The sequence below is a fragment of the Arthrobacter sp. SPG23 genome (genome assembly GCF_000876655.1).
In the GTDB taxonomy this organism is placed as follows: domain Bacteria; phylum Actinomycetota; class Actinomycetes; order Actinomycetales; family Micrococcaceae; genus Arthrobacter.
Genome location: NZ_JYCN01000005.1, coordinates 1 through 20,972 on the forward strand (window position 1 = coordinate 1; position 20,972 = coordinate 20,972).

At 66.0% G+C, this 20,972-nt stretch carries 15 protein-coding genes and 1 pseudogene; 6 read left to right on the forward strand and 10 right to left on the reverse strand.

Annotation, left to right across the window (positions count from 1 at the left end; translation table 11 throughout):
• The 5 genes and pseudogenes from TV39_RS02640 to TV39_RS02660 form a co-directional block, all read right to left on the reverse strand.
• Positions 1-308: pseudogene (locus TV39_RS02640) on the reverse strand (carbohydrate ABC transporter permease); the annotation flags it as partial.
• Positions 308-1,267: a carbohydrate ABC transporter permease gene (locus tag TV39_RS02645; protein ID WP_043477998.1), complete on the reverse strand. Its 960-nt coding sequence runs from the start codon at positions 1,265-1,267 to the stop codon at positions 308-310. The gene TV39_RS02645 and the pseudogene TV39_RS02640, both read right to left, overlap by 1 nt.
• Before the next feature lie 12 nt (positions 1,268-1,279).
• Entirely contained in the window at positions 1,280-2,608 is a 1,329-nt protein-coding gene (locus tag TV39_RS02650; protein ID WP_200890933.1) for an ABC transporter substrate-binding protein, read from the reverse strand.
• 107 nt (positions 2,609-2,715) lie between these two features.
• Positions 2,716-3,543 carry a hypothetical protein gene (locus TV39_RS02655; RefSeq protein ID WP_043478001.1) on the reverse strand — a complete coding sequence of 276 codons (828 nt, stop codon included), beginning with the start codon at positions 3,541-3,543 and terminating at the stop codon, positions 2,716-2,718.
• Positions 3,540-4,634, reverse strand: coding sequence for a Gfo/Idh/MocA family protein (locus TV39_RS02660; protein ID WP_043478004.1), 1,095 nt, complete (start codon positions 4,632-4,634; stop codon positions 3,540-3,542). Before TV39_RS02660 ends, TV39_RS02655 begins: the two co-directional genes overlap by 4 nt.
• A gap of 186 nt (positions 4,635-4,820) precedes the next feature.
• Here TV39_RS02660 and TV39_RS02665 point away from each other — a divergent pair, with 186 nt between their 5' ends.
• Positions 4,821-6,053 carry an ROK family transcriptional regulator gene (locus TV39_RS02665; protein WP_043478007.1) on the forward strand — a complete coding sequence of 411 codons (1,233 nt, stop codon included), beginning with the start codon at positions 4,821-4,823 and terminating at the stop codon, positions 6,051-6,053.
• Positions 6,054-6,136: 83 nt separating this feature from the next.
• Positions 6,137-7,330: an MFS transporter gene (locus TV39_RS02670; protein ID WP_043478010.1), complete on the forward strand. Its 1,194-nt coding sequence runs from the start codon at positions 6,137-6,139 to the stop codon at positions 7,328-7,330.
• Positions 7,331-7,577: 247 nt separating this feature from the next.
• Here the strand turns inward: TV39_RS02670 and aceB are convergent, their stop codons facing one another.
• Both aceB and aceA read right to left on the reverse strand, forming a co-directional pair.
• On the reverse strand, positions 7,578-9,242 hold the full coding sequence (gene aceB, locus TV39_RS02675; protein ID WP_043478013.1) for a malate synthase A: 1,665 nt from the start codon (positions 9,240-9,242) through the stop codon (positions 7,578-7,580).
• Between the two features lie 92 nt (positions 9,243-9,334).
• Positions 9,335-10,678: an isocitrate lyase gene (gene aceA, locus TV39_RS02680; protein ID WP_043478015.1), complete on the reverse strand. Its 1,344-nt coding sequence runs from the start codon at positions 10,676-10,678 to the stop codon at positions 9,335-9,337.
• 183 nt (positions 10,679-10,861) lie between these two features.
• Here aceA and TV39_RS02685 point away from each other — a divergent pair, with 183 nt between their 5' ends.
• Positions 10,862-12,349 carry a helix-turn-helix transcriptional regulator gene (locus TV39_RS02685; RefSeq protein ID WP_043478018.1) on the forward strand — a complete coding sequence of 496 codons (1,488 nt, stop codon included), beginning with the start codon at positions 10,862-10,864 and terminating at the stop codon, positions 12,347-12,349.
• Between the two features lie 59 nt (positions 12,350-12,408).
• Here the strand turns inward: TV39_RS02685 and TV39_RS02690 are convergent, their stop codons facing one another.
• From TV39_RS02690 to TV39_RS02700, 3 genes are read right to left on the reverse strand one after another with little or no spacing between them, the layout of a single operon-like run.
• Positions 12,409-13,434, reverse strand: coding sequence for a TAXI family TRAP transporter solute-binding subunit (locus TV39_RS02690; protein WP_043478021.1), 1,026 nt, complete (start codon positions 13,432-13,434; stop codon positions 12,409-12,411).
• Positions 13,431-14,864 (reverse strand): HAMP domain-containing sensor histidine kinase, encoded by a 1,434-nt coding sequence (locus tag TV39_RS02695; protein WP_043478024.1) that lies wholly within the window; start codon positions 14,862-14,864, stop codon positions 13,431-13,433. Before TV39_RS02695 ends, TV39_RS02690 begins: the two co-directional genes overlap by 4 nt.
• Positions 14,861-15,529: a response regulator transcription factor gene (locus tag TV39_RS02700; RefSeq protein WP_043478026.1), complete on the reverse strand. Its 669-nt coding sequence runs from the start codon at positions 15,527-15,529 to the stop codon at positions 14,861-14,863. The genes TV39_RS02695 and TV39_RS02700 overlap by 4 nt, the downstream gene beginning before the upstream one ends.
• A 257-nt stretch (positions 15,530-15,786) precedes the next feature.
• Here TV39_RS02700 and TV39_RS02705 point away from each other — a divergent pair, with 257 nt between their 5' ends.
• From TV39_RS02705 to TV39_RS02715, 3 genes are all read left to right on the forward strand, one after another.
• On the forward strand, positions 15,787-17,181 hold the full coding sequence (locus TV39_RS02705; RefSeq protein WP_043478029.1) for an MFS transporter: 1,395 nt from the start codon (positions 15,787-15,789) through the stop codon (positions 17,179-17,181).
• 201 nt (positions 17,182-17,382) lie between these two features.
• Positions 17,383-19,131, forward strand: coding sequence for a pyruvate dehydrogenase (locus TV39_RS02710; RefSeq protein ID WP_043478032.1), 1,749 nt, complete (start codon positions 17,383-17,385; stop codon positions 19,129-19,131).
• 267 nt (positions 19,132-19,398) lie between these two features.
• Entirely contained in the window at positions 19,399-20,685 is a 1,287-nt protein-coding gene (locus tag TV39_RS02715; RefSeq protein WP_043478035.1) for a serpin family protein, read from the forward strand.
• Positions 20,686-20,972 lie beyond the last annotated feature (287 nt).

Here is a 20,972-nt window from a genome sequence, read left to right on the forward strand (position 1 = left end):
ACCAACACGGTGGAAAGGGTGGTGATGAGGCTGTTCTGCAGCCAGGTGGCCGCGAGGGTTCCGTCGAACACGTTGGCGAGGTTCTCGAAGGTCAGGCCCGTGGCAGTGCTGGTCGGGCCGGGGGTGAAGGCGAGCACCACGGTGACCATGATGGGGACGAGGACCACAGCGGTAATGGCCAGGATCGCGACGAACCTCCACCACTGGCCGCGGTGGCCGGCTTCGGAGAGGACGCGCTTGTTTTTGGCTGGGCCGCCGACGCCGAGGACCGGGCCGGACTCGGGATGGGCGTGGACTGCTGCGCTCATTATTCGACACTCGACTTTCGGATCTGGCGGTACAGAAGGACGGAGATGACCACCAGGGTCATGGTCATGAGGAAGGCGATGGCCACGCCGGGGCCGGTGGCGAAGTCCTGGAACACCGTGCGGTAGGCAAGGACCACCAGGGAGGTGGTGGCGCTGACCGGGCCGCCACCGGTGAGCAGGTAGATGGTGGGGAAGTCATTGACGCAGAAGATGGTCATCAGGATCCAGCTGATGTAGGTGGAGCGGGCGATCAGCGGGAGGGTGATCTGGCTGAACTGCTGCCAGCGGGTGGCACCGTCCATGCTGGCGGCTTCGTAGACGGTGGTGTCCACGGAGGCCAGGGCGGCTGAAATCATCATCATCATGAACGGGAAGCTGACCCAGACCTTGAAGACCATCACGGTGATGGCAGCGAGGTTGGGATCGGCGAGGAACAGAGGCGTTCCCAGGCCGAGGTTCCGGAACAGGGACGGGATCAGGCTGTCCGGGGTGGCCACCAGCCAGTTCCACGCTGTGGAGGACACCACGATCGGTACGACCCAGGGCAGGAGCAGCAGGACCTTGAAGGTGCCGCCCGCGGGGATCTTGGTGCGGAGCAGGAGCGCGAGTCCCAGGCCCACGAGCCACGAGCCGAACACGCCCACGATGGTGAACATCAGGGTGAACTGTGCCGCTTTCCAGAACGCGGGTGAAGACAGGACGGTGGCGAAGTTCTCCCCGCCGACGAAGTTGCCGGTCTGGATCAGGGAACCGTCGTGCGTGGCCTGCACACCGGCGTGTATGAGGGGATAGCCGTGGATCAGGACGAGCAGGACAACGGAGGGCAGCAGGAGCCAGAAGAAGGTCCGGCTGGTCTGCGCGCTGAGCTTGCTCTTGCGGTTGGCGGGGCCGCCGGCCCCGCCGGGGGCAACTCCCCGGCGGGCCCGGCTGAGGCCGGATTGGGCTGTAATCAATGCCATGGAAAGGTCCGTTTACTTCTTCAGGACCGATTCGAGGCCGGACTGGAAGGTCTGCAGGGCTGTCTTGGCGTCGGCCTTGCCGGTCAGGATGGTCTGGCTGAACTGGTTCAGGGCCTGGCCGCCGTCCAGCGCCGCGAGGTTCGCATTCAGGGTTTTGCCCTGGGCAGCAAAGGTCTTGGCGATCGGCTGCCAGTCCTTGACGATCTTGACGTTGTTGGGGTCATCGGCGAATTCGGGCATTTCGGTGATGGACTTGAACACCGGCAGGGCGGACATCAGCTTCTGCTTCCACAGCTCCTTGAGCTGGCCCAGGTAGTAGACCAGGAAGTCCTCGGAGGCCTCCTGGGACGGGGTGTTGGTGTACATCATGATGTTGTTCGGGAAGACGATGGTGGCCTTGTCTCCGTGAGGGCCCGTGATGGGATCGGCCACCAGCAGGTCGCCGGAGGTGTCGCCCACACGCTGCGGGACGTTGACCTGGAACAGGCCGTACCCGGCCTTGCCGTCTTTCCACTGCGCGGACATGTTGTCGGTGGTGTAGCTGACGGCGGCCGGATCGACGATTCCGTTGGACACCAGCTCAAGGACGAATTCCATGGCTTCCACGTTGCGGTCGTTCATCAGGTCCAGTTCGCCGTCCTTGTTCCAGACGCCGCCGCCATTGTTGACCATCATCATGATCATGGAGTGGTTGCCGTAGTTGTTGCCAGCTCCTGCACCGGTGGTGAAGCCGAAGGCTCCGACCTTCTTCAGTGCCTTGCCGGCCTCCAGGAGGGACGGCCAGTCAGTGGGAAGTCCCACGCCCGCCTTCTCGAACAGCGACTTGCGGTACCAGAACACGCGCATGTCCAGCTGCCAGGGGACGGCGACGTAGCCCTTGTCCGACTTGAACGGGTCCAGGACACCCGGCAGGAAGTCGTCGAACTGGCCGTTGGCCTTGAGCTTGTCGATGACCTTGTCGGCGTAGGCGATCTGGCCCTGCTGCTCGAACTGGAACGCCTGGAAACCGCCGCCGGTGGACACTGCGGGGCCTGTCTTGGACGCGATGGCCGAGGAGAACGTCTGGTAGAAGTTGTTCCACTGGATGATCTGATAGCTGGCCTTGCCGCCATTGGCCCCGGAGAAACCTTCGGCGATCTTCTTGGCGGCATCGTTGTAGGCCGGGGTGGCCCACGGCATGTCCCAGAACTTGATGGTTCCAGCCGCACCGCCTCCACCGCCCTGCGAAGCGGAGCCTCCGCCGCAGGCGGCCAGGAGGGGAACGGAGGCCGCAGCCGCGGCGAATCCCAGGAACCCCCGCCGGGAGAAGGCGGAAGATGCGATGGAGGGTTTCGTAGACACGATAGTTTCCTTTCAGGTCCCGGAGTGACTGAATGCCCGGGCCCTTCTCGACAATGAGTGGATGGTGACTTGAGGAACTGGAACTGCTGGTGGTTCGGTAGGGCTGTCTAGCTGGTGAGTTGGTTGAGGAGTGCCATGACGGCGGTGAACTGTGCCAGGTCGTTGGCGGCGGTACCGGAGGAAATATGCGAGTGGACCCTCGACCAGCTGGTCCGGTGGGAGGATTCGTACAGTGTGGGAAGCGTCGTCGCACCGTCTGCAGTGACTGCCCGGACTTCGGCCGGCCACGCTGCTGCGGGGTCCGGCAGTACGACGTCGGCACGCCCGGCTGTCGTAAGGATTGAGACGCTGGCGGTGGCCGGCAGTGCGGAGGTGAGGATGCCCTGCAGCGCGACGGGCGCTCCGCCTGCAAGGACGCCGGCCACGGTGTAGACGTTCCCGTTGCGCTGGACCATCCGGAGGTTGTGGACGTCCATCCCGCATTGCACCAGGACGGCGAGCTGGTCCGTCAGCGGCCGCAGGGGATCCGCCCCCGGTGCCGCGATGGCAACCGAGTCCACCAGGACGGCGTCCTTGAGGGCGCCGGCGATGACACCGTGCACGTTTTTGCTGGTGGAGGCAAGCGCCACGTTTCCGGCCCAGTGCAGGTCGAGGACCACCACGGCGGCTGCAGCATCTGCGACACTTGCGAGTCCGGCGGGGCCTTCTGCCACCGGTGCGGACACCACAACGCCTTTGGCACCATTGCGGATGGCAGTGGACGCCCGATCGGTCCAGCCGGCATGGCCGGCGACGGCGACGATGTCCGGCGCGCCTGCGCCGTCCGGAGCAAACGGCGCCGGAGCCAGGGACAGGGGGAGGGAAGCGACGACGGCGGACACCGCGCCGGTTGCTTCTGCCTGTGCGTCCGCGTACACGGACAACTGCGTGCTCATGCGTTGACCTCCTGCTCTGCGGCTGCGTCGTGGGGAGCGCCGGCGTCGACCCGGCCTGCGGCCGCCTCGGCGATCGCCAGCGCGAACTCAAGGTCATGGATCAGCGTCTCGGCAGACGGCGGCTGGCCCGTTCCGCCGGCCAACTCGGCCAGTTTGCGCCACTCGCCCTCGTAGCCGTTGTGGCCGAAAGGCCCCAGGGTAACGGTCCGCCCGGCCGTCCGGATCCGGGCGGTTGCCGAGCCTGCATGGACGTAGGACGGGGTGAAGTCGATGTCCAGGGAGGCGTCGTCGCCGATCGCTTCAAACGTCCAGCACGGTTCCCAGGTCCCGTTCATTGCGGCCCGGAGCTCGATGGTGACGTCTCCGGCCCGCAGGGAGATGACATAGCCGAAGGGACTTACGGTTTCAGCGTGGAGGACCTCCACCGCCGCAAAGTCCGGGGTGAAGCGGCGGACCAGCGGAAGGTCGTGGATGGCCAGGCCCATCACGCCCCCGGTGAGCATGGCCTTGAGGGCCTCCGGATCGTTGGAGTCACGGCCCGGCACGGGAACGCGGCCCACAATCTCGGTGGCGAAGTCCTCGAAGCGGGGGTTGGGCGGAAGGACGATGGAGGACCGGACGGTGTGGACCTGCTCGGGCAGGCCGCCCCAGGCTTCCTCCGCCGCGAGCCAGCCGGGATCGAAGGTGTGCATGGCACCCACGATGATCGGGACGCGGGTTTCGGCGGAAACGGCGGAAATGGCGGCAGCCTCTTCCCCGTTCATGGCGAACGGCTTTTCGCACAGCACAGCTTTCTTGCCGGCCCGGCAGGCGGCGATGACCTGGGGTGCGTGGAACTGGTGCGGGCTGCAGATGGCAACGATGTCCACCGCCGGGTCCGCGAGGAGTTCGTCCATGCTGGTGCTGAAGCGTGCTCCGACCCGGCCTGCCACCGACTCGGCCACGGCGGGGTCGACGTCCATGATGTGGCGGACTTCGAGAATGTCCCCCAGCCGCGCAAGGGAAGGGAGGTGGATCGCCTGCGTCACAGGTCCCGCGCCCAGAATGCCGACTCCCAGGAGGGCCGGTGATTGCTGTGCTTGGCTCGACAAGTTGATTACCTCTTTGTAATAGCTGGAGCGTGCGGGCTAGGGCTTCTCAGCGATACCTCGTCTCAGTGATACCGCTCACACATCAAGCTAGGCACACTTTTGTCGATCGTCAAGCAAAAGTTGAAAAGTTATTGACGATCTTTCGGTGGCGTGACACGCATAAGGCCTTCGTGCTATCACTGACACATGAGTCCAACGTCTGGAAAAGAGCCCGGCATCGACGCCGGAACCGAGGCCGCGCCCGACGGTGCCGGAAGCCTTTCCCGGGCCGGTGACCTCTTCCAGCTGCTCCGCGACGGGAAGGCCCGCACCCGGGCCGAACTGGCCCTGACCACAGGCCTTGCGCGGTCCACGGTGGCCGCCCGCATTGACGCCCTCATCTCTTCCGGGCTGGTGGGTCCTGCCGGTGAGGCCAGTTCCAGCGGCGGCAGGCCGCCGTCGCGCTTTGCCTTTAACCCGGCCGCGCGTTCTGTCCTGGCGGTCGACGTCGGCGCCACGCACGTGATCGTCGCCGTCACCGACCTCGGCGGCAACGTCCTGGCCGAACGGCGCCTGGCCCAGGATGTTGCCGACGGCCCGGAAGCGGTCCTGGGCCGGGTGGTTGACGAAGGCAAAACACTCCTCAGCGAGGCAGGCCGGAGTGCAACGGACCTCGCCGGGATCGGGATCGGGCTGCCCGGTCCGGTGGAGCATGCCACCGGGAAGCCGGTGAAGCCGCCCATCATGCCGGGCTGGGACGGGTTCGATGTGGTCCGCTATGTGCAGCGCTCGCTGCCGGTGCCAGTGCTGGTGGACAACGACGTCAACATCATGGCGCTCGGCGAACGCACGGCGTACTGGCCGGAACACGACAACTTCCTCTTCATCAAAGTGGCAACGGGCATCGGTGCCGGCATCATCAGCAGCGGCGAACTCCAGCGCGGCGCCAACGGAACGGCCGGGGACCTGGGCCACGTGCGGGTTCCGCGCGGCGACGAGATCCTGTGTCGCTGCGGCAACTACGGCTGCCTTGAAGCGCTGGCCTCGGGCCCCGCCGTCGCACGCGAACTGGCCCGCCAGGGGCTTCCGGCCGAAAAGGGAGGCGATGTCCTGCGGCTCGTCTCCGAGGGAAACCTCCAGGCCATCCAGGCGCTGCGCCAGGCCGGCCGTGACGTGGGGGACGTGCTGGCTACTGTGGTCAACCTGCTGAATCCCTCGGTAATCGTGATCGGCGGCAGCCTCGGCCAGGCCGGCGAGCACCTGATGGCCGGCGTGCGCGAAGTGGTTTACCGGCGGTCCCTGCCGCTGGCCACGTCACACCTGCGGATAGCGCTCTCGATGGCCGGGGACCAGGCCGCGATCCTCGGCGCCAGCCAGATGGTCACACAGCACGTGTTGTCTCCCGCCGTGATCGAAGCCACCTTGCAGGCAACGGGATAACGCCCGTCATGGTGCCGCGGGCATGATAGCAATGAGTGGATGAAACCGATTTCCAGCACCCGCATTAAGCCGCAGCCCGCATCATGACGGCGAACATCCTCTCCAGGATTCCGCGCGGCTGGATCCTGCTGGCCAGTATCGGGCTCATTGCGCTGAACATGCGCGGCCCCTTCGTGGCTGTGGCCCCGGTGGTGGGCCCGATGCAGCAGGACCTCGGGTTCTCTCCGGTTGAACTGGGGCTGCTGACCGGCATTCCGGTGCTGTGTTTTTCGCTGGCGGCGCCGCTCGCGTCGTTTGCCGGCCGGAAATTCGGGGCGGAATTCGCCATCATGCTGACGCTTCTGGGCGTGCTGGCCGGCGTCATTGTCCGGTCCGCCGGAAACGGCGGCCTGGTGCTGTTCGGAACAGCGATCATCGGTGTGGCCATCACCATCGGCAACATTGCCGTGCCGCTGATCATCCGGCGCGACTTTTCGCCGCAGCGCCAGGGGACCGCCATGGGCATCTACACCGCGGCCCTGAACATCGGGTCCTTCCTCACTTCAGTGGTCACCGCGCCCCTGGCCGAGCTGGCCGGATGGCGGCTCTCGCTCGCGGCCAGCGGGCTTTTCGCCGTGGCCGCCACGGTTTTCTGGGTGATGGCAGTGGGCCGGCATGCCTTCGTTCCGGCCGCCGTCGAAGAGTCCGATCCCCGTCCCGCCGGCGTTCGGCCGGCGTCCCGCTGGATCACGGCCGGGCTGACCGCGGGCTTTGCCGGACAGGCGTTTTCCTACTATGGCGTCACGGCCTGGTTGCCAACCTTCCTCACGGATGAACTGGGCATGGCGCCCTCGGCCGCCGGCGCAGGGTCCTCGCTCTTCCAGATCCTTGCTATTGTGGGCGGCCTCGGCGTGCCGATGGTGGCCAGGTTTGCCAGCACGACGGCGGTGGCGGTCACCCTGGGCCTGATGTGGCTGACAGTCCCGCTTGGCCTGCTGCTGGCCCCGGACCTGTGGTGGCTCTGGTCCTCTGTGGGCGGCGCGGCGCAGGGCGGCGGCATCACGGTCATCTTCATTGCCATCATCAAGCTGGCCCGCGACCAGGCGTCCGCCGGCCGGATGTCCGCCGTCGTCCAGGGCGTGGGCTATTCAGTTGGCGCTGTTGCCCCGACGCTGGTGGGCTACGTCCACTCGGTTTCCGGATCGTGGACCAACCCGCTGCTGCTGATCCTTGCATCGGTGGGGGCGTTCATCCTGGGCACCACCCTCTCCGTGCGGAAGGTGCCGAAGACCCGCTGACGGCCCCGCCGTCGTCGTTCCTTCACCGCACGGCGTTGAGCCCGAACGGACACTTAAGCCCCACACGAAAAGCGCGAACGGACAGTTGAGGCCCTTGAGTAAGGGCCTCAACTGTCCGTTCGCGCTGAATGGTTCTTCCGTTGCCGGGCCGCCGCCCCGGATTTCGGGGTGCCTGTTGCGAAGGGCGTGGCAGCCCGGCGAACGGAAATCTTCCTAGTTACCGCGTGATCAGGCTCGGTTGCCGCGATCAGGCGGCGACGAGTTCCGCGTCCTCCACCGGTTCCTCGGTGCGGTCCCGGGCCTCGTGCAGGAAGCGGGAGTAGGCCGGGAGGGTCAGGAACGTGGGGAACGCGTCGGCCAGGGTGACTTCCTCGAAGATGTCCCGTGCGTCGGCGAAGCGGTCGCCCTCGAAGCGTTCCAGGCGGGCGAATTCCTCGTCCAGCAGTTCCTCCACCCAGTGGCGGGTGATGATTTCACCCTGGTCGGTAATGGCGCGGGAGAAGATCCACTGCCACAGCTGTGAGCGGGAGATCTCCGCTGTGGCGGCGTCCTCCATCAGGTTGTGGATGGCCACGGCACCGTTGCCGCGCAGCCAGGACTCGATGTAGCGGATGCCCACTTCGATGTTGTTCCGGATGCCCTGTTCGGTGATGGTGCCCTTTGTGGAGGCGATGTCCAGCAGCGCGCGGTCGTCCGGGGTGACGTCTTCGCGGAGGCGGTCCAGCTGGTTCGGGCGGTCGCCGAGGACGCCGTCGAACACTTCGCGGCACACCGGAACCAGGTCCGGGTGGGCCACCCAGGAGCCGTCAAAGCCGTCGCCGGCCTCGCGGGTCTTGTCCGCGCGGACCTTCTCGAACGCGATGGCGTTGGCTTCCTCGTCCTTGCGGTTGGGGACAGCTGCGGCCATTCCGCCGATGGCCATGGCGCCGCGCTTGTGGCAGGCACGCACCAGTTGCTCGGTGTAGGCGCGCATGAACGGGGCCGTCATGGTTACCTGCACGCGGTCCGGCAGGACGAAGCGGGGGCCGCGGGTGCGGAAGTTCTTGATCATGGAGAAGATGTAGTCCCAGCGGCCGGCGTTCAGGCCCGCCGCGTGGTCGCGGAGCTCGTAGAGGATCTCTTCCATCTCGAAGGAGGCCGTGATGGTCTCGATCAGCACGGTGGCGCGGATGGTGCCCTGCGGGATGCCGAGGAGATCCTGGGCGAGGATGAAGATGTCGTTCCACAGGCGTGCCTCGAGGTGGTTCTCGATCTTCGGCAGGTAGAAGTAGGGGCCTTTGCCCTGGGCCAGCAGCCGGCGGGCATTGTGGAAGAAGTACAGGCCGAAGTCCACGATGCCGCCGGCGATGGGTTCGCCGTCGATGAGCATGTGCTTCTCGGGCAGGTGCCAGCCGCGGGGACGGACCACGATGGTGGGCAGTTCGCCGGCCGGGCGCAGTTTGTAGTCCTTGCCCTCGGGGGAGGTGAAGTCGATCCGGCGTTCCAGCGCGTCCGTGAGGTTGAGCTGTCCCTGGATCACGTTCCGCCACGACGGCGTGGAGGAGTCTTCCATGTCGGCCAGCCACACCTTGGCGCCGGAGTTCAGCGCGTTGATGGTCATCTTCTTGTCCACCGGACCGGTGATTTCCACGCGGCGGTCCTCCAGGCCCGGGGCCGGGGGAGCAACGCGCCAGTTCGGATCATTCCGGACGGACTCGGTCTCGCGGAGGAACCGCGGATCCTGGCCCTTGGCGATCTCGGCACGTCGGGTCCGCCGGGCCTGCAGCAGCTCCTGCCGGCGCTCCGCCGTGGCCCGGTGCAGCTTGGCAACAAACGCCAAAGCATCCGGAGTAAGAACCTCGCCCTGCCGGCAAATCGGCTGCGCGGTCAAAGTGATCCCGTTGATAGTGAAGTTGTCAGTGAAGCTGTTCATTGGAGTTCTCCTGGTGCAGGGCCCATCTGGGTAGCAGTAGGTGTCGTTTTGAGCCTCCAAAACGACACCTACTGCTACTTACTTGGGGAAAATTAGTGGAACTGGCCCTCTTCGGTCGATCCGACCAGGGCGAGGGTGGATGCGTTCGGGTTGAGCGCAGTTGCGATGTCGTCGAAGTAGCCGGTGCCGACTTCGCGCTGGTGCTTGGTCGCGGTGTAGCCGCGGGACTCGGAGGCGAATTCCTTTTCCTGGAGCTCGACGTAGGCGCTCATGCCTTCACGGGCGTAGCCGTGGGCGAGGTCGAACATCGAGTAGTTCAGGGCGTGGAAGCCGGCCAGGGTGATGAACTGGAACGTGAAGCCCATGGCGCCGAGTTCACGCTGGAACTTGGCGATGGTGGCGTCGTCCAGGTGCTTGCGCCAGTTGAACGACGGCGAGCAGTTGTAGGAGAGCATCTGGTCCGGGAACTCGGCCTTCACGGCTTCGGCGAACTTACGGGCCAGCTCGAGGTCCGGGGTGCCCGTTTCCATCCAGATGAGGTCGGAGTACGGGGCGTAGGCCTTGGCGCGGGCGATGCAGGGTTCGATGCCGTTGCGGACCTTGTAGAAGCCTTCCGGGGTGCGGACCGGCTGTCCGCCTTCGCGGAGGATGAATTCCTGGTCGCGCTCGTCGACGTCGGAGGTGATCAGGGTTGCTGCCTCGGCGTCGGTGCGGGCGATGACCACGGACGGGGTGCCGGCGACGTCGGCGGCCAGGCGGGCGGCGTTCAGGGTGCGGACGTGCTGCTGGGTGGGGATGAGCACCTTGCCGCCGAGGTGGCCGCACTTCTTCTCCGACGCGAGCTGGTCCTCCCAGTGAACGCCTGAGGCGCCGGCCTGGATCATGGACTTCATCAGCTCGTAGGCGTTGAGCGGGCCGCCGAAGCCGGCTTCGGCGTCGGCGACGATCGGCACCATCCAGTCCTCGACGGTCTGGATGCCTTCGGAGAACTCGATCTGGTCGGCGCGGAGGAGGGCGTTGTTGATGCGGCGGACCACCGTGGGAACGGAGTTGGCCGGGTAGAGCGACTGGTCCGGGTACGTGTGGCCGGAGTTGTTGGCATCCGCAGCGACCTGCCAGCCGGAGAGGTAGATGGCGCGGAGGCCGGCCTTGACCTGCTGCACGGCCTGGTTGCCGGTCAGGGCGCCCAGAGCGTTGGTGTAGCCGCCGGTCTTGTGCTCTTCGGTCAGCTGCTTCCACAGCTTCTCGGAGCCACGGCGGGCCAGCGTGTGCTCTTCGGAGACGCGGCCGCGGAGGCGGACGACATCCGTTGCCTTGTAGTCACGGGTCACACCTTCCCAGCGGGGGTTGGCGGCCCACTCGAGCTCCAGTGCGGCGGCCTGTTCTGCTGTGTCCTGGCCGGGCGTCTGCTGGGTGGGCTCAAATGCTGCAGTCATCTTTGTCTCCTTGTTTGTGCTCCGGGGCGTCCTGGCCGGTCCCCGTCCTGCGCCTTTGCAGTGGGGGACCGGCCAGGACCGGTGCGGTGTTTCTTTCCGTGAGATCTACTTTTCTGCACTTTCAAGAGGGTTACTAGATGAAAACCATGGAAAGAAATGCGTTTCTTCGCGTATGCTCAATAAATGTCGCCTACGAGCTGGAACCGCAAAGCCGCCACCCCGCCGTCGTCCCCTGCAACCGCCGAACTGGACGTCATCAGCCTGGGCCGCCGCGTCCGCCACCTGCGCAAAGCGGCGGCGATGACCCTCGATGACCTGAGTGCCGCCGTAGGGACCGCGCCGAGCCAGCTGAGCCTGATCGAGAACGGCAAGCGGGAACCCAAACTGGGACTGCTGCAGCAACTGGCGGCCGCACTGAATGTCAGCATCGACCAGCTGCTCGGGGCAGAGCCGCCCAACCGCAGGGCGGCTCTGGAAATCGAGCTGGAACGGTACCAGCGCAGCCCCCTCTATGAGTCCCTGGACCTGCCGAAAATCCGCATCAGCTCGCGGCTTCCGATGGATGTGCTGGAGTCCATGGTGGGCCTGCAGCACGAGCTGGAGCGCAGGCTCAACGAGCAGGTGGCCACGCCGGAAGAGGCCCGCCGCGCCAACGGTGAACTGCGGGCCATGATGCGGGAGCGGAACAACTACTTCCCGGAGTACGAGGCGGAGGCGCAGAAGGTCCTGGCCTCTGTGGGCCACACCAGCGGCCCGCTCTCCCACCACGTCATCGCGGACATCGCCGGGCACCTCGGTTTCAGCCTGCACCACGTGGGCGACCTGCCGCATTCCACCCGTTCCGTGACGGATCTTAAGAACCACCGAATTTATCTCACGCAGAACCAGCGCACCGATCACGACCCCCGTTCGGTGCTGCTGCAGGCGCTGGGCCACTACGTCCTGGGCCACCAGACGCCCTCGAACTACGGGGACTTCCTGATGCAGCGCGTGGCCACGAACTACTTCGCCGCGGCGCTGATGCTGCCGGAGCAGGCCACCGTGGAGTTCCTGCAGAAGGCCAAGCAGGCCAAGGAAATCGCCGTGGAGGACATCCGGGACGCATTCGCCGTGTCCTACGAGACCGCGGCGCACCGGTTCACGAACCTGGCCACCCAGCACCTGGACATCCGCACACACTTCCAGAAGACGCACAAGAGCGGCATCATCTACAAGGCCTATGAGAACGACGGCGTGACGTTCCCGCAGGACCACACCGGCGCCATTGAGGGCCAGCCGTCGTGCAAAAACTGGACGTCGCGGGTGGTATTCGACGTGCCGGACAAGTTCAGTGCCTACAGCCAGTACACAGACACTCCGTCCGGGACCTACTGGTGCACGGCCCGGACGGAGCGCTCCGCCACCGGCGAGTTTTCGCTGTCCGTCGGCGTTCCGTACGCGCAGGTGAAGTGGTTCCGCGGGCGCGAAACCACGGAGCGGTCCAAGTCCACGTGCCCGGACGAGAACTGCTGCCGCCGGCCGCCTGCCTCCCTGACCTCCGAGTGGGCGGGGAACGCGTGGCCCTCGGCGCGCGCGCACTCGCACCTGCTTGCCGCCATGCCGCCGGGCGCCTTCCCCGGCGTGGACGAGACCGAGGTGTACAGCTTCCTGCAGGCGCACTCGGGCAGCTGAACGGACGCTCTCTCACTTCGTCCGGGTTTTCGGTGCGAAAGGTGAGAGAGCGTCTGTCCTCACCCGTGCAGTTCCCGGTAGGCGGCAGCGGCTGCGGGGTGCAGCGGCAGGCCGGCCGTGTTGATCAGCGATTCCGGGCTCAGGAACTGGACTCCCAGGCTGGAACGGGGGATCAGTTCCTGGGCATAATCCACCAGCAGTTCGACGGTTCGCTTCACGGTCCGCGCGTCCAGGTCACTGCGGCACAGGAGCAGGTTGGCCACGCCCACCGCCCAGACAGCCGGGACGCCCTCATAGGCCCCTTCCGGGATGAGCACCCGGTCATAGAACGCGCCGTACCTGGTCCTCAGCTTGGGCAGCAGGGGCGAGAGGTCCAGGAAACCGAGCCCCACCTCATGGTGGGTGGCGGCAATGGCGGCCGTAGGCACACCGCCGGACCAGAACAGCGCGTCCACCGACCCGTCCTGCAGCGCCGCAAGCCCCGCGTTGAGTCCGAGGTTCAGTACGGTGACCGTTTTGTCGGCCCCGGCAGCGGGCGTGGCACCCACAGCCACGGAAGCCAGCCCGGCGGCCTCCAGCAGGCGAGGAGTGGTGAGTGACGTCCCTGAACCGGGCTCGCCGACAGCAACGGTCCTGCCAGCCAGTTCCGTGACGCCGCGTATGCCGCTGCCTCTCCGGACGACGCAGTGGACGTAGTTTTCGTACACCCTTCCCAGGGCTGTGATGCGAATGTTCGACGTGCTGCGGGTTTCTATGTCCTGCGCGGCGGCATCCGCCAGCGCGACGGCGAACGTCGCTTGCCCGCTCAGGAGCTGCTGCAGGTTGTCCAGGCTGCCCCCGGTGGTCAGGGCTGATGCACTGCCGGCCACGCCATGGCGCTGGAGGGACTCTGCCAGCAGCGTTGCGAATTCAAGGTAGAAGCCTCCCGGCTCACCGCCGGCGACGGTCACGGTGCCCGGCTTGTCCTCAGCCGTGCAGGCGTTGAGGGTCGGGACGAACAGCCCGGCCAGCGCGGCAGCCAGCCCGGCCTTGAGGGCTGTTCTCCGTGGCGGCAGGGCTCGGATCAGGTCGGTCGTGCCGGTCATGCAAGGGCTCCCGGCTCATGAAAAGCCGCGGCGCGCGGGAACTCGATGCGCGCGATCAGCCCGTGCGGCGAGGCCTCCGCCAGCAGCAGGCGGCCCCCGTTGGCTCCGGCCAGTTTGTCCACAATCGTCATACCAAGGCCGTTGCCGCGGATATCCCTGTGTTGCGGCGAGCGCCAAAAGCGGCTGGTGGCAGCAGCCCGTTCCGCAGCGGAAAGCCCCGGGCCGTCGTCGGAGACTTCCACGGCAACCGCGTCCGGACGAACGCGGACTGCCACGGAGATCCTGGCGCCGGCTGCGTATTTGATGGCGTTGTTAATCAGTTCCCCCACCATCTGGGCCAGTTCGGCGGCATTGCAGGCGATGTGCACCGCCGGGTCCGGCGGATCCTCCAGCACGATCGAGGAGCCGCCGCGCCGTGCCGCGGGTCCCGCCCGTTCGGTTTCTTCCTGCAGCACGGGGTACGGGTCAATGGCGTCCGGGAGCCCGCGTGAAGGGGTCCCCGGAAGGCCTCCGGCGGAGTCTTCAAACGCCCTGTGCTCGGCTGTCGCCAGCTTCAGGACCCCGTCCAGGATTTCTTCGACGCGTTCCAGTTCCGCCAGGACTCCGGCCGCGGCATTGTGCTCCCGTGCTGTTTGGAGTTCAAGCTGCAGCAGGTCGATCCGCAAGCGCAGGGCACCCACGGGATTGCGCAGCTGGTGGGACGTGTCGGCAATCAGCTGGCGCTGGGAGTCGATGCTGTCGCTGACCGTCCGGGCCATCCTGGTGAAGGAACGGCTCAGTTCCCGCAGTTCAGGCGGGCCGTCTTCCGGGAGCTGGCCGGCCCGGCCTGTTGCCTCCAGCTCGGTTACCGCCGAGTTGAGGCGGTGGACAGGGCGCAGTACCCAGCGTGTCACGCGGGCGGCACCGAGGAGGAGCACTGCGGCGAGGGCGGCCGCCGCCACTCCGACGAGGAGCCACCGTTCCCGGAGTTTCTGCCGGGCCGCATCCAGATTGACCTCCAGGACCGCCTCGCCAAGAACCTGGCTTGCGCTGCCGAAGGAGCGTGAAATCACCTCGGACCCGGTTCCGAACGGCTGAATCGGACTGAGGGTGGTGTCGCTAAGGTTCAGCTTTGCCCGGGCAACAGCGTCGCGGACCTCTGCCCTCTCCTCGCTCAGGCCGCCTGAGCGCAGGGTGCCCTGCTGGAGACGGATCAGCACCCCCTCACCGTACAGTTCCGAGTACCTGTCCATTTCTGCCTGCAGCTGGATGGATTCACCGTCGGTCGCGGCGTCGAACGCCACCTGCGCGAGCCTGTTCAGAGCCGCCGCCCGGTTGATTTGGAGTTCCTGGGTGAGCTCCCGGCTGGCCGAAGTCAGGAGCGCGGTGGAGGCGAAGATGACGATGAGGACGGACAGCACACTCAGGATTCCGAGGACGCGGAGCTTCACGCAGGATCCGCCTCGACCCGGTAGCCCACTCCGCGCACGTTGATGATGAAACCGGGGAGCTGGAGCTTCGACCGGAGACCCGTCAGGTGCACGTCAAGGGAACGCGAGGAGGCCAGGAAGGCGTCCCCCCACAGCGCATCCAGGATTTGTTCCCGGGTGACCACGGAGCCTGCATGCCCGGCCAGAAGGGCGAGCAGGTCGAACTCGGTGGCCGTCAGCGGCAGGACCTTGGGGCCGATGGCGGCCACGCGCCGTTCGAGGTCCACTTCGAGTTCCCCCAGCACAATGCTCCGCTGCCTGCTGTCCTTTGCGCGGCCTGCCCGCCTTGTCACGGCTTCGATGCGGGCCAGCAGCTCAACCAGTTTCACCGGCTTGACGAGGTAGTCATCAGCACCCGACCGCAGGCCAAGGACCACGCTGCGCTCGTCGTCACGGGCGGTGAGGATCAGGATCGGGACCGGGGTGACCTGGCGTAGCTTCCGCAGCACGTCGAGGCCGTCCATGTCCGGAAGTCCCAGGTCCAGCAGGATGACCTCGAACCGCCGGTGTTCCAGGAGCGCATCGGCCCCGCGGGCAACCCGGAAAGAGGTGTGTCCGGCGGATACCACCGCCGCATCGAGGGCGGACGCCATCGCGTCGTCGTCCTCGACGATGAGCACGTCCATTGCCTGTTCCTGTTCGTTGACGGGGCATCTGCAATCTGCCCGCTGTGGAGATTATCCCTTGTCCCGGCGAAACCTAAGGAAGTGTTAGGAATTCCCCCTCCACGTTGGTTGTGGGGTGGATCACCCATAGCTTGGATGAGTCCTCGGCTTTCGGAGGACCGTCAATGTCGAGGAGGAACCATGAGCAATGTTGCCATGGACAGCACAAAAGTACGCCCGGAACGGTTGCCGGGAGCACAGTCAAGCGAGGTTCAGCGATGAGCACCCAGCAAGCAGAAATCCAGAGTGAGTCAGCCCAGACCCGCCGCGCCGTGAGCAACATCCTCAAGGGCTCAGCCGGCAACCTGGTGGAGTGGTACGACCTCTACGTCTACACAGTCTTTGCCGCGTACTTCCAGTCCCACTTCTTCAACTCCAAGGACGAGCTGCAGGCCGGCCTGGAGGCGATGGCCGTCTTCTCGACGTCGTTCCTCATGCGCCCCATCGGCGCCTGGTTCTTCGGCCGCTATGCGGACCGCAAGGGCCGCAAGGCCGCGCTGACGCTCAGTGTCACGCTGATGTCCGCTGGCTCCTTCGCCATCGCGCTGCTGCCCACAACGCAGCAGGTCGGCGTCTGGGCCCTGGTGCTGCTGATCCTCATCCGCCTCATCCAGGGCTTCTCCGTGGGCGGCGAATACGGCACCAGCGCCACCTACATGTCCGAGGCCGCCACATCCAAGCGCCGCGGCTTCTTCTCGAGCTTCCAGTACGTCACCCTGATCGGCGGCCAGATGATGGCCCTGCTGGTCCTCGTCATCCTGCAGAACGTCATGCCGAAGGGCGACCTCACTGAGTGGGGCTGGCGGATTCCCTTTGCCATCGGCGGTGTAGCTGCGCTGGTGGTTCTGTGGCTGCGGCGCTCGATGGAGGAGACCGTATCGGCGGAGCAGGTCGAGGCCGCCAAGATCCCGGCCGTCGCGGGCGTAGCCCAGCCCGGCACCATGAAGCTGCTGTTCACGCAGTACTGGAAGCCGCTGATGATCTGCATCGGCGTCACCCTCGGCGGAACCGTGGCGTTCTACACGTACACCAACTTCATCCTGAAGTTCATGAACGATACCTCCGGCATCGCCAAGACCGACACCTCGGTCATCAACTTCTGGGCCCTCTTCATCTTCATGTTGCTCCAGCCGGTGTACGGCATCATCTCGGACAAGGTGGGCCGCAAGCCGCTGCTGCTGTGGTTCGGCATCACCGGTGTCCTTTTCACCTGGCCGCTGCTCTCCACCCTGGCCGGCACCAAGGACCCCTTCACCGCATTCCTGCTCATGATGGGCGGCCTCCTCATCGTTGGCGGCTACACGTCCATCAACGCACTGGTGAAGGCGGAGCTGTTCCCTGCGTCCATCCGCGCACTCGGCGTCGGACTGGGTTACGCGATCGCCAATTCGCTCTTCGGCGGAACCGTCCCGCTGATCGGCGCCGCATTCCAGAAGGCCGAGCGGGTGGACCTGTTCTTCACCTACGTCACCGTGGCCATCGCCATCTCGCTGGTGGTCTACGTCTTCGCACTGAGGAACAAGAAGGCCACCCACCTCGACCACGAACAGGGCCACGCCTGGTCCCAGGAGCGCAAGGACGACGACAAGGACAAGGACCTCCTCAACGTCTGACCCGGTGATGGTACGGCGGCCGTAAGATGCGGGGAAGTGAATGTACGACGGCGGGTGCCCACCCGCCGTCGTCGGCCGCCGTCAGCTCTGAGATCCCGCCGTCTGAGAAGCCGGCGGCCCGGAACCTGGGAGGCGCCCCAAGGAGGGCGGACTATATTGGCCCTGTCAGCTCATCAAACCTGATTGCGGGAGTGTGCACTCATGGCCAAGGAACTCGCCAGCCAGCTCATTGAACAACTCCAGGCTGCCGGCGTGCAGCGAATCTACGGGATCGTGGGCGACAGCCTCAACCCGATTGTCGACGCCGTCCGCAAGACGGGCGGCTCCCAGCAGGGCGGCATCGACTGGATCCACGTCCGGCACGAGGAGGCGGCTGCCTTCGCCGCCGCGGCGGAAGCCCAGCTGACCGGCCGGCTGGCCGTCTGCGCCGGCTCGTGCGGCCCCGGCAACCTGCACCTGATCAACGGCCTGTACGATGCCAACCGCTCTGGCGCGCCGGTGCTGGCCATCGCCTCGCACATTCCGAGCAAGCAGATCGGCAGCGGCTACTTCCAGGAAACCCATCCGGACCGGCTCTTCAATGAATGCTCGGTGTACTCGGAACTCGTCAGCACGGCAGAGCAGGCGCCCCGGGTGATGCACAGCGCCATCCAGCACGCCGTCGGGCTCGCGGGAGTCGCCGTCGTGACCCTTCCCGGCGATATCGCCGGCCTGGAGGCCACCGGCGAAACGCCGCTGCCCGCGACGTTCCGGCGCGCCACGCTCACTCCGGACGCCGCGAGCGTCCGGGAGCTCGCCGATGCCATCAACGCGGCCGATAAAGTTGCCATCTTTGCCGGCGCGGGAACGCAGGGCGCCCACGATGAAGTGGTGGCCCTCGCGGAACTCATCGGCGCCCCGATCGGCCACTCGCTGCGGGGCAAGGACTTCATGCAGTACGACAACCCTTACGACATCGGCATGACGGGCCTGCTCGGTTACGGCGCCGCCGCCGAGGGCATCGAGGATGCGGACCTGCTGATCCTGCTCGGCACCGACTTTCCGTACGACCAGTTCCTTCCCGGCACCCGGACCGCCCAGGTGGACCGCGCCGCGCACAAGCTGGGGAGGCGAACCGACGTCGACATCGCCGTCCATGGCGACGTGATGCCCACGCTCTCGGCGCTCATGCCCCTGCTCGCCCGGAAGAAAAACCGCCGCTTCCTCAACCAGATGCTCAAGAAGCACGACCGGCTGATGAACAAGGCCGTGGGCGCCTACACCCGCAAGGTGGAAAAGAAGCAGCCCATCCACCCGGAGTACGCGGCCTCGATCCTGGACCAGGTCGCGGCGGAGAACGCGATTTTCACTGCGGACACCGGCATGTGCAACGTCTGGACTGCGCGCTACATCAACCCGCTGGGCACGCGCAGGCTGATCGGATCGTACCTGCACGGTTCCATGGCCAACGCCCTGCCGCATGCGATCGGCGCGCAGCTGGCCTATCCCGGGCGTCAGGTCATTTCGGTGTCCGGTGACGGCGGCCTGTCCATGCTGCTGGGCGAGCTCGTCACCGTTGCGGCGCACCGGCTCCCGGTGAACGTGGTGGTCTTCAACAACTCCACGCTGGGCATGGTCAAGCTGGAGATGCTGGTGGACGGGCTTCCCGATTTCGGCGTTGACGTCCCCGACGCCGATTACGCCGCCGTCGCCCGGGCGCTCGGCTTCCACGCTGTCCGCGTGACCGATCCTGCCCGGATCGAGGACGCCTACCGGGAGGCCTTCGCCCACCCCGGGCCGTCGCTGGTGGAGCTCATCACGGATCCGAAGGCGCTGTCGATTCCGCCGAAAATCACCGGCTCGCAGGTCCTGGGCTTCGCGACTGCGATGTCGAAAGTGGTCCTGAACCGCGGCGCCGGCGAAGCCGTCAGCATGGCCCGGAGCAACCTGCGCAACATCCCGCGGCGCTAGCCGCGCCGTTCGGCGGCAAGCAGTGCCGCCGCTTTTCGATGACCTCGTATGGACGGCCTGCCCAGGGGGAGTTTCAGCGTTGCTGAAATCGTTGCCAAAAGTGAGAGAGCGTCGAAGGACGAGACCAAAACGACGGCAAACCGTGATCCTGCGGGCATCGTTCTGCGGCGGGCAGGCTGGTTGACTGAGGAGACAGGCAGAGTCGCGCCCAGACCCGGCGCGGCAGGTTCCAGGAGCAGGTTCCACGAGCAGGTCCCAGGGGGAAAAATGAAAACGTTCCGCATGGCCAGAATCGCGACGGCCGGCGCCCTTGCGGCGCTCACCGCCTGCTCGGCGTCGTCCCCGGAGTTCCTGAAGGCCGACGGCGTGGAACGGGTTTCGGTGGACGGCGCGGCGTATGCCGCTGAACTGGGCTCCTTCCGGGCTTCCGCTTTCGGGCTGGGCGAGGCCCTGCTGGCCGACGGCGGCGACGGCTCCAAAGGCAACGTGGTGTCCTCGCCCGGGAGCCTGCTGATTGCCCTCGCCATGCTCCGCGCCGGGGCCTCCGGCGAGACGGCCGCTGAGATGGACAGCGTCCTGAAACTCCCCGCGGAACATCGCGACGAAGCCATGAACGCGCTGCTCAGCTCCCTCGGGAAGTTCGACGGCGACCCCGGCTCGGTGGATGAGGACAACCCGCCGCGGAAGCCCGTGATGCATGCCGCCAACGGACTGTTTGTGGACAAGGACGTGCCGACGGGCGAGGCCTTCCTGGACACCTTGGCCCGGCACTACGGAACCGGTGTCTATCCCGTGGACTTCAGCAACGAAGGTGCAACGAAGCCGGCCATCGATGTCTGGGTGAACAGGAACACGGGCGGCCGGATCAAGGAAGCCCCCGCACAGTACGATCCGGACAACACGTTCAGCCTGCTCAACTCCCTGTACTTCGCGTCCGCCTGGAGCGCGCCGTTTGACCCGAATAACACGTCGGACCTGCCCTTCACCACCGCCGCAGGTGAGGACATCGAAGCTCCCGCGATGCATAACGAACTGGAGATGAAATACGCGGAGGGCGCTGGCTGGAAGGGCGTGGACCTGCCCTACGCCGACGGTTTCGTCATGCGGCTGGTCCTTCCCGGCGCCGATGCAGGCGCGGGTGCAGGCTCAACGGCCCTTGGTGCGGAACGGCTCACGGAAATCGCGGACGCTTTGGACGGAGCACCGCTCGAGACCGTGCAGATCCAGCTGCCCCGCTGGGACCACAAGTGCAGTTTCGACCTGCGCAAGGTCTTCGAATCACTCGGGCTCCGGAAGACCCTCAACACCACGGAGGACTTCAACAACATCCAGCCCAAGATGATGATCACCCAGGCCGCGCAGGCTGCCAACATCACGGTCGCGGAAAAGGGCACGGTCGCCGCCGCTGTCACCCAGATCAACGGCGAGGCCACCAGCGCTCCGCCGCAGCCCGAGCGCATCATCACGTTCGACCGGCCGTTCCACTACCAGATCGTGCACGTGGAAACCGGGCTGCCGCTCTTCATGGGAGTAGTGGCCGACCCCCGTTCCTGACCGGACGCTCGTTACCTTTTTCGTAGCCCAGTTCTGTTGCAGGATGTGGGTGTGCTTGCCTGACCGGGTCCGGCATGATTATCACGCTCTGTTGTTGGATGATCCTGAGAGTGTTGTCACCGGGTCCGGGCGGGTGGCAGGGTGACCGCTAATAGGGGCAGGACAGTTTAGGAACGTCGTGCGTAACGTGGGTGCGGGGCCCTGACACCGATGGTCAGGCTGGCACGGTAGTCAGTGTCCAGGACCGGAGGTGCGCCAGGTGATCAGGAACCACGAAAACGTTGAAG

Excerpts from the sequence above, each read along its gene's own strand:
- TV39_RS02710 (WP_043478032.1), top strand. The coding sequence starts at position 17,383 with ATGGCCAAGGAACTCGCCAGCCAGCTCATTGAACAACTCCAGGCTGCC.
- TV39_RS02705 (WP_043478029.1), top strand. The coding sequence starts at position 15,787 with ATGAGCACCCAGCAAGCAGAAATCCAGAGTGAGTCAGCCCAGACCCGC.
- aceA (WP_043478015.1), bottom strand. The coding sequence starts at position 10,678 with ATGACTGCAGCATTTGAGCCCACCCAGCAGACGCCCGGCCAGGACACA.
- TV39_RS02690 (WP_043478021.1), bottom strand. The coding sequence starts at position 13,434 with ATGACCGGCACGACCGACCTGATCCGAGCCCTGCCGCCACGGAGAACA.
- aceB (WP_043478013.1), bottom strand. The coding sequence starts at position 9,242 with ATGAACAGCTTCACTGACAACTTCACTATCAACGGGATCACTTTGACC.
- TV39_RS02670 (WP_043478010.1), top strand. The coding sequence starts at position 6,137 with ATGACGGCGAACATCCTCTCCAGGATTCCGCGCGGCTGGATCCTGCTG.
- TV39_RS02685 (WP_043478018.1), top strand. The coding sequence starts at position 10,862 with ATGTCGCCTACGAGCTGGAACCGCAAAGCCGCCACCCCGCCGTCGTCC.
- TV39_RS02700 (WP_043478026.1), bottom strand. The coding sequence starts at position 15,529 with ATGGACGTGCTCATCGTCGAGGACGACGACGCGATGGCGTCCGCCCTC.
- TV39_RS02655 (WP_043478001.1), bottom strand. The coding sequence starts at position 3,543 with ATGAGCACGCAGTTGTCCGTGTACGCGGACGCACAGGCAGAAGCAACC.
- TV39_RS02665 (WP_043478007.1), top strand. The coding sequence starts at position 4,821 with ATGAGTCCAACGTCTGGAAAAGAGCCCGGCATCGACGCCGGAACCGAG.
- TV39_RS02715 (WP_043478035.1), top strand. The coding sequence starts at position 19,399 with ATGAAAACGTTCCGCATGGCCAGAATCGCGACGGCCGGCGCCCTTGCG.
- TV39_RS02645 (WP_043477998.1), bottom strand. The coding sequence starts at position 1,267 with ATGGCATTGATTACAGCCCAATCCGGCCTCAGCCGGGCCCGCCGGGGA.